The organism is Gemmatimonadaceae bacterium (assembly GCA_035633115.1).
GTDB lineage: Bacteria > Gemmatimonadota > Gemmatimonadetes > Gemmatimonadales > Gemmatimonadaceae > UBA4720.
Window position 1 is genome coordinate 203562 of record DASQFN010000045.1, and the last position, 6499, is coordinate 210060.

Annotated in this window: 6 protein-coding genes; 4 read left to right on the forward strand and 2 right to left on the reverse strand. The window is 62.6% G+C overall.

Features of this window, described 5'->3' with window-relative positions; translation table 11 throughout:
* Positions 1-70 precede the first annotated feature (70 nt).
* Genes VES88_04510 through VES88_04520 form a run of 3 tightly spaced genes read left to right on the forward strand, consistent with a single transcriptional unit; the run spans position 71 to position 2570 of the window.
* Positions 71-925, forward strand: a complete 855-nt coding sequence (locus VES88_04510; protein HYN80741.1) for a hypothetical protein — start codon at positions 71-73, stop codon at positions 923-925.
* A 26-nt stretch (positions 926-951) separates the two neighbouring features.
* The gene (locus VES88_04515; protein ID HYN80742.1) at positions 952-1413 is read left to right on the forward strand and encodes a lasso peptide biosynthesis B2 protein; all 462 of its coding nucleotides are present in this window, start codon (positions 952-954) and stop codon (positions 1411-1413) included.
* Positions 1410-2570 carry a nucleotidyltransferase family protein gene (locus tag VES88_04520; protein ID HYN80743.1) on the forward strand — a complete coding sequence of 387 codons (1161 nt, stop codon included), beginning with the start codon at positions 1410-1412 and terminating at the stop codon, positions 2568-2570. Before VES88_04515 ends, VES88_04520 begins: the two co-directional genes overlap by 4 nt.
* A 250-nt stretch (positions 2571-2820) precedes the next feature.
* Here the strand turns inward: VES88_04520 and VES88_04525 are convergent, their stop codons facing one another.
* Positions 2821-3405 (reverse strand): hypothetical protein, encoded by a 585-nt coding sequence (locus VES88_04525; protein ID HYN80744.1) that lies wholly within the window; start codon positions 3403-3405, stop codon positions 2821-2823.
* Between the two features lie 185 nt (positions 3406-3590).
* On the reverse strand, positions 3591-5066 hold the full coding sequence (locus VES88_04530) for a hypothetical protein (GenBank protein ID HYN80745.1): 1476 nt from the start codon (positions 5064-5066) through the stop codon (positions 3591-3593).
* A 423-nt stretch (positions 5067-5489) separates the two neighbouring features.
* Here VES88_04530 and VES88_04535 point away from each other — a divergent pair.
* On the forward strand, positions 5490-6499 hold a 1010-nt coding region (locus VES88_04535; GenBank protein ID HYN80746.1), incomplete at its 3' end, for a signal recognition particle receptor subunit alpha.

Genomic DNA, 6499 nt, shown 5'->3' on the forward strand with positions numbered 1-6499 from the left:
TTTGAGCCGAGCGCAGGTCGGGATTCAACGACCCTTGCGCTCGGCTTTCTTGTAAGGGGCCGAGGAGTGGATGTTCAACCTCACATATGCGCCGGTGGATGCACGGCGCCCGCCGCCGCTGGACCCCGCGAGTCCCGACATCGAGCTCTGGCGCGACAACGACGGGACGATTTGCGCGTATGGTGGCAGTCTCGACGGCGCGTGCTGGATGCATCTGCCTGATGTCGCGACGTTCAGGTTCAGCCATGAAAGCGGGCAGATCACCGCGTTTGCCGATGCATCGGCTGCGCGCGGTCAGATCGCCGATGCGTATTATCGAACCGTTCTGCCTCTAGCCCTACAGGCGCGCGGCATCGAGGTACTGCACGCCAGCGCCGTAAGAATGCACGGTGGCATCGTCGCTCTGTGCGGCATCAAGGAAACTGGAAAATCCACGATTGCCTACGCATTGAGCCAGCGCGGTTATTCGTTGTGCGCGGACGATGCAGTGCCCTTCACGACGAGCGGGGATATGGCGCACGCGCTATCGCTTCCATTCACGACGCGTCTGCGTCCTTCTTCGGCTGCGTTCTTCGAGACCGACGGGACGCGCGAGAGACAGTCACCGCTCCTTGACGCGCGAACGCCGGTCGCGCTCGCTCCGGAGCGACTAGCGGCGGTCCTTGTTCTGCAGCGCAATCCGGCCGGACTCTCGACCGCCCCCCCCTCCGTCAGCCGGCTCACGGCATCATCGGCATTCACGAGCGCGCTGACCCACGCCTATTGCTTCAGTCTCCGCGATGAATCGCAGAGAGCGCGGATGGTGCAGCACTATCTTGACCTCGCCGCGAGGGTGCCGGTATTCGAGGTACGCTTCGGAGCCGGACTCGACTGGCTTCCGGCGATCACGAGTGCGATCGAAGAGGCGGTCGCGGCAGCGGCGTGAGCTCAGGAGCGCGTATCCTCCGCGCGATGCTGCGCCATGCCCGCGCACTTCGGAGCTGCATTCATTCGCCGGCGGATGCATGGCTCGCTGCGCGCATGGCGGCGTGGGCAACGGTGTTACCCGCTCTCAAGCACGCGCTCCCGCTGCCACGACTCGTGGGGCTGATGCGGGCGACGCCAAGACGTCCGTTGCGCCAGCCCGATCTGGAGCAGCGAATCGTGGCGCTCGCGTGGTGGCTGCACGCCCCGCTGGCACTGGTCGACCGGGGGTGCATGCAGCGCAGCCTTCTGGCCTATCGCTTTCTGGGAGCTGCGGGCGCGCAGCCGCACCTCGCAGTTGGAGTGCGCAAAGAAGGCGCAGCAGTAAAGGCGCATGCCTGGGTTTCTATCGATGGTGCTCCGGCCGGCGACTCGCAGCACGAGATTGCCGAGTTCGCACCGATGCTGATCTTCGGACCGGACGGCCGCAAGGAAGACTTCGCTCGGTGAATGAACGACGGCCAGAGTATCAGCTTCTTCTGGACTGCGCGCGCGTATCGCTGACCGGAGAGCGTCGCTCGCGCATGAACCGGACAATCGAGTGCGGAATAGATTGGCAGCTTTTTCTTCGCACGGCGCATTATCACGGGATGCTCCCGGTGGTGTATCTCCGCTTGAGCGAAACGGGCGTCTCAGTGGTGCCTCCGACAGTGATGAGCTGGCTGCGCCGATCATTCCAGGAAACGACCTGGCGCAACACCCTGCTTGCCGGAGAGCTAACTCGCGTCCTGGATCTGCTCGCGTCGCATAGTATAGATGCGGTGCCGTTCAAGGGGCCGGTGCTCGCTGCTCTCGCGTACGAAAACGTTGCGATGCGCCAGTTCGGCGACCTCGATTTGCTCGTGCAGCCGCATGAGCGCGCGCGGACAAGAGAGCTTCTTCTCGGCGACGGCTACACGATGTACGACGGGTGGTCGCACGTCGACGAGCTCAATCATGAGTACACTCTTGTCGGCACCCGCGGCGGCGTGCGTCTGGATGTCCATTGGAAGCTCTTCCCACGGGCCGTCCTGCCGGTCAAGCCGGACCGACTGCGGCAGCAGCTCGCTGAGGTCCGGATCGGAGATAGAACGGTCCGCACCTTCTCGCCTGAGGACACTCTTCTCATTCTTTGCGTGCATGCGGATACCCACGCGTGGGAGCGCCTCAAGTGGATCAGCGACATCGCGCGGCTCGTCACTTCCCATCCCGGTCTCGATTGGGCGAAATCGGTGGAAATCGCGGACTCGACGGGGAGCGAGCGGATATTGTTGCTCGGGCTGCGGCTCGCAGACGACCTTCTCGGCGCTGCGTCTCCGGAGCAGGTGATTACTCGCGCCCGCACCAGCCGGCACGTCACCCGCCTCGCGAATACGGTTTCCGAGCGTCTCTTCGAACCGGCAGCGACCGATGTGGAGGCTGACCGTGACAAGAGTCTGCTACAGCTCAGGAGTCGTGATCGGCTGTGGCACAAGCTCTGGCTCGCCGCAACCCCGAACGAAAGTGATTGGGAGGTGATGCGTCTCCCGGGATCGCTTTCGGCTCTCTACTACGTGATTCGTCCTTTCCGACTGCTCAGAAAGTACGGACGAAGAGTCGGCTCGGCCCTCCGTGACGCGGACGGGTGAGCTTTGGCCAAGGCCGGCGCAACGAACAGCTGTGCTTTCCATCCGCTCGCGACCTCTGCTTGCGTAGGTTAGCCCTTCCGGCCAGTGCAGGTTGCACGATCCGGGGGTTCGATCTCGAAGACCTGATAGTTCTCGTCGGTTGTCGCGCCGGTGAAAGAGAATAGCATTCTCGAAGCACCGAGCGAGATCCAAAGCCGGTATCCGCTGAGCGGGTGCGTATCCGCCCCTGTCGCTGGAGCGGAGTTTCGCGCTAGTTGGATGGGCGCACCAGCTTCCGGCCTTCGGGAGTGAACAGCGGGTCCCGGCGAAAAGCTGAGTCGGACAGCCGGCAGGCAAGCCGGCGACGTCTCGGCATTCCCGCCGGGTCCGACTCAAGGACGAGGACTTCCGAAAATCCCTTTTCGAGAGCTTTGCCGCAGAGAGCTCGGGGAGTAACGTCGGTGGGGGTCTGCTCCCGTGTGCGCGCCTGATACACGGGCATGTTGTATTGTTCGGAGATCTTGCATCCACGAGGCGGCATTCCGTCGATCAGCGCGATACCCGAGAATGCCGGAGCGATGAGGGGCGCGAAGGAGCACCGGCCACCGGCGTTGAACACGTTCCAGAATTGTGCATACGATTGTGGAATGAAGAGAGCCGATCTTCGTTTCTCGGCGTCGGGAAGATCGTTGATCCGGCGGAGCGCCGTCACCAGAGGATAGTAGGGCGCGCGGCGCAGCCCCGCCGCGAGCAGCTGACCATCCGCGACAGAACTCAACTCGCCGGACGATGCAGTGCTTCCTTTGTCCGACGACGCGGTCAGGCTCCGCCTCAGGGCGATGTTCGAGCGTGCCATCTGGAGAGGCGGGCCAATCGTGTTGAGAACGAGCGTGACCCCGAGCGGAGCCAGGAGTACGGCGGCCAGAACCGTGGAAACCCGGAGACCGGCGAGCCCGCTCGGCTTGCCGGCTCCAATCGCATCATCACGTGCGTGGCGCCTCGCTCTGTGCTCGCTCAGCCAGTAATTGACCCGACCGAGGATCAGGCCGAGCGCAAGCCAGCGTTGAACGTCGGAGAAAAAGAACGCCGATCCTCCGTGAATGTCGAGAATCCCCCCCGGGAGAAACCCGAGAGGGCCACCAGCAACACGATTTCGGCGTCAAGCAGACGGCCGGACCAGATCGCTCGCTTGAGGTCTTCAAGTGTCTTCGATCGCTCTTCCCAGAGGCGAGCCCCGATGAAGATCCAGATCCACGCGAAGTGAACCAGTGGAAAGAATGGCGCCCATCCCCGAGCAACATAGATACGTGCGAATGCCAGCGGAAAAATGCCCTGGTTCTGAGCGGGCAGCGACACGACGCGGTACACGAGGATGCACGCAACGAGCGAGAGAAACACCGAGGCCAGAACGGTCCGCCGACGCCACAATCCTAGACGGACAACAGTGTAGAATCCCGCTGCGAAGAGCAGAATCATTAGTGAGACCTTGAGGAAGCCGAGGGCGACCAGTGTCAAGGGCACGAACGTGAGGAAGAAACCCCACGCGTAAGGTCCGTCAGCTCGCCAGTGCGACAGGGCAGTGCCGATGGCCAACAGGAGGACTGCGAGACTGGTAAGATAGGACTCCGACCCCGGATTCCACATCGTCACCAGCCTGTAGAGCGCCCGCTCCGGCAATAATCCGATCGTGGCGGCGGCGACCACGATCCACACCGCGTATTGAGAGCGCAGCGGTGGCTCGAATGCGCGGACCGGGAGCCGCCGCGCAATTTCCACGGCAAGCATCAACAGTGCCGCGAAGAACAACGGGATTACCACTATAGGGTATCCGAGATTGTAGAAACTCATCACGTCGATCCCGATCAAATCCGCCCACTGCGCGAACATCCATCCGGATCCGTAATGGTAGTGAATGGCTGGGAGCCCATCTATTCTGGTGCTGGGGACGCCATATGTACGCATCATGTTCGCGATCGCTGCAAAGTAGACAAGATCGTGATTGGCCCTGGCGCTGAACGACGAAAAGAATTCCCAGAAGAGCGGCCATTTGTTGTCCGTGCTCCAGACTATGCCGGCTGACCACAGTGAGAAGATGCCCGCGCCGACGGCGAACAGTGCGCTGGAAAGGACCTTTGTGCGTCGCACCCAGCGTGCGACGATAGCCGCCGCCAGGAGGCCTCCGGAAACGGGCAGGAGCGGCGCGATGCTGTACCCGGTTTCACGGGCGACCGTTCCGGCGACGACGGTGAAGACGAGGGAGGCAATGGTGAGAAACGATTGCGATGTCCACCACCGGCCGTGCCAAACTCGCGCAAGGAGCCCAGAGACGATCAATGGCACGGCCAGGTGGAAGAGCGCGAGCCCGGCGGCATGCACGACGGGAGTCAGCGGATTCTCGAAGCCGGTACGCGACGCGACGTAGACAGCGGCGAGAGAGAGCGTACAGATGGTTGCGGCGGTGGCTATGGTGTCGCGCGCGTATGATTCTCGCGGGTCAGGGAAGCCCCTCAGCGGCACTGATTCACCGCGGTGATCATCCGTCAGGATTCGTCGAAGTGAGGCGACATGACGCGCGAGAGACCCGCACTGCGTGCCTTGGCGTACACACCGGACGGAAGGCAGTTCACCGGCAGATGCGCCCGTATCTTTGGATTGGAGCACGCACTCCGTAGGAGGGGCTCAGCTCGGACTCCGCCGCAGGCATCCCATCGATCAGCGCCGTCTCGGCGAGCGTAGGGGCGACGTGTGCTGCGATGTCCAGGCCCAGGGCTGGCGAGAAGATTTCCCAGTGCCGGGCATCGTGTCTGCGCAATGAAGAGCGCTGTGCTCGCCGAGTCTCAACGCGCCCCCGTTAGTTGTCGTAATTCAAACTGACCGACCAACAAAAAACTACCACACTAAGTTGTTTTCAGCTCTGAAAACAGGCTATCTTTCACGGCTATGTTCGAAGACCTGAGCGAAAAGCTCGAAGCCACATTTGCCCGCCTGCGCGGGCGCGGAACGCTCAGCGAATCCGACATCAAGGAAGGGCTCCGTGAAGTACGGCGCGTCCTCCTCGAGGCGGACGTCAACTTCGCACTCACTCGTGAGTTCCTCGAGCGTGTAGAGAAGAAAGCCGTCGGCGTGACGGCCCTCAGCGCAGTCTCGCCGGCCCAGCAGCTCATCAAGATCGTCCACGAAGAGCTCGCCAACATGCTCGGCGAGCGGAGGGAAGGGCTCAAGCTCAGCTCCGTTCCGCCGACGATTGTGATGATGGTCGGACTCCAGGGCTCGGGCAAGACGACGACTGCGGCGAAGCTCGCCCGCAAGCTCCTGGCCGAAGGTCGTCCGACGCGTCTCATCGCAGCCGACGTCTACCGTCCCGCTGCAATCGATCAGCTCGAGACACTGGGACAGCAGCTCGGCGTGCCGGTCTATGCGGACCGATCGACGCAGGACGTCGTGCGGATCGCGAAGGCCGGCATCGAGGAGGCCAAGCGCGCTCGCGACCGCATCGTGATCGTCGACACCGCCGGACGCCTCCAGATAGACGAAGAGATGATGAACGAGCTCCGCCACCTGAAGGAAGCCGTTCGTCCCACCGAGATTCTGCTCGTTGCCGACGGCATGACCGGACAGGAGGCGGTGAAGATCGCCCAGGGGTTCGACAGCGCGCTTGGCGTCACCGGCGTAGTCCTGACGAAAATGGACGGCGACGCCCGCGGCGGTGCGGCGCTCTCCATTTACGGAGTGACGAAAAAGCCGATCAAGTTCATTGGCGTCGGAGAGAAGCCTGACGCACTCGAGGATTTCCATCCTGAGCGCATGGCCGGCCGGATTCTCCAGATGGGAGACGTCGTCTCGCTCGTCGAAAAGGCGCAGGCCGCCTTCGACGAGGACGCGGCGAAGCGGCTCCAGAAAAAAGTCAGGAAGGAAGGCATGGACCTTACGGACTTTCTCAACGCCATGCG

Excerpts from the sequence above, each read along its gene's own strand:
- VES88_04515 (HYN80742.1), top strand. The coding sequence starts at position 952 with ATGCTGCGCCATGCCCGCGCACTTCGGAGCTGCATTCATTCGCCGGCG.
- VES88_04510 (HYN80741.1), top strand. The coding sequence starts at position 71 with ATGTTCAACCTCACATATGCGCCGGTGGATGCACGGCGCCCGCCGCCG.
- VES88_04525 (HYN80744.1), bottom strand. The coding sequence starts at position 3,405 with ATGGCACGCTCGAACATCGCCCTGAGGCGGAGCCTGACCGCGTCGTCG.